Genomic DNA, 1,707 nt, shown 5'->3' with positions numbered 1-1,707 from the left:
CAGGGGTAGGGGAGCGTTGTATGTAGGTTGAAGGTGTACCGTAAGGAGCGCTGGACAGCATACAAGTGAGAATGCCGGTATGAGTAACGAAAAGATCAGTGAGAATCTGATCCGCCGAAAGCCCAAGGTTTCCTGAGGAAGGTTCGTCCGCTCAGGGTAAGTCGGGACCTAAGGTGAGGCCGAAAGGCGTAATCGAAGGACAACAGGTTGAAATTCCTGTACCACCGTAAACCGTTATGAACGATGGGGTGACGCAGGAGGGTAGTGACGCGGACTGATGGATGTCCGTCCAAGCAGTGAGGCTGATGTGTAGGCAAATCCGCACATCGATAAGGCCAGGCTGTGATGGGGAGTGAAAATTATAGTAGCGAAGGTCATGATCTCACACTGCCAAGAAAAGCCTCTAGTCAGGTGAAGGTGCCCGTACCGCAAACCGACACAGGTAGGCGAGAAGAGAATTCTAAGGCGCGCGGAAGAACTCTCGTTAAGGAACTCGGCAAAATGACCCCGTAACTTCGGGAGAAGGGGTGCCCCGGTAGTGTGAATAGCACGAGGGGGCCGCAGTGAAAAGGCCCAAGCGACTGTTTAACAAAAACACAGGTCTGTGCGAAGCCGTAAGGCGAAGTATACGGGCTGACGCCTGCCCGGTGCTGGAAGGTTAAGGGGAGTGGTTAGGGGTTAAACCCGAAGCTATGAACCGAAGCCCCAGTAAACGGCGGCCGTAACTATAACGGTCCTAAGGTAGCGAAATTCCTTGTCAGGTAAATTCTGACCCGCACGAATGGCGTAACGATTTGGGCGCTGTCTCAACGAGAGATCCGGTGAAATTTTAATACCTGTGAAGATGCAGGTTACCCGCGACAAGACGGAAAGACCCCATGGAGCTTTACTGCAGCTTGATATTGGATTTGGGTACGATCTGTACAGGATAGGTGGGAGCCTAGGAAACAGGAGCGCAAGCTTCTGTGGAGGCGCCGTTGGGATACCACCCTGATCGTATCTAGGTTCTAACCTAGTACCGTGATCCGGTACGGGGACAGTGTCTGGTGGGCAGTTTGACTGGGGCGGTCGCCTCCTAAAGAGTAACGGAGGCGCCCCAAGGTTCCCTCAGAATGGTTGGAAATCATTCGAAGAGTGCAAAGGCATAAGGGAGCTTGACTGCGAGACCTACAAGTCGAGCAGGGACGAAAGTCGGGCTTAGTGATCCGGTGGTACCGCATGGAAGGGCCATCGCTCAACGGATAAAAGCTACCCTGGGGATAACAGGCTTATCTCCCCCAAGAGTCCACATCGACGGGGAGGTTTGGCACCTCGATGTCGGCTCATCGCATCCTGGGGCTGAAGTAGGTCCCAAGGGTTGGGCTGTTCGCCCATTAAAGCGGTACGCGAGCTGGGTTCAGAACGTCGTGAGACAGTTCGGTCCCTATCTGTCGTGGGCGTAGGAAATTTGAGAGGAGCTGTCCTTAGTACGAGAGGACCGGGATGGACGTACCGCTGGTGCACCAGTTGTTCCGCCAGGAGCATGGCTGGGTAGCTACGTACGGACGGGATAAGCGCTGAAAGCATCTAAGCGTGAAGCCCCCCTCAAGATGAGATTTCCCAATTAGTAAGACCCCTTGAAGACGACGAGGTAGATAGGTTGGAGGTGGAAGTGCAGCAATGCATGGAGCTGACCAATACTAATCGGTCGAGGGCTTATCCTACAAG

Annotated in this window: 1 rRNA gene; it reads left to right on the top strand. The window is 53.8% G+C overall.

The features are described from left to right. Positions 1–1,703 (top strand): 23S ribosomal RNA (locus tag BN1234_RS20305); the annotation flags it as partial. Positions 1,704–1,707: the final 4 nt, after the last annotated feature.

Source organism: Paenibacillus dakarensis (assembly GCF_001373415.1).
Classification (GTDB): Bacteria; Bacillota; Bacilli; order Paenibacillales; family Paenibacillaceae; genus Paenibacillus_AQ; species Paenibacillus_AQ dakarensis.
The sequence above is the reverse complement of the archived record's forward strand: the minus strand, read 5'-3'. Positions and strand labels throughout refer to the sequence as shown.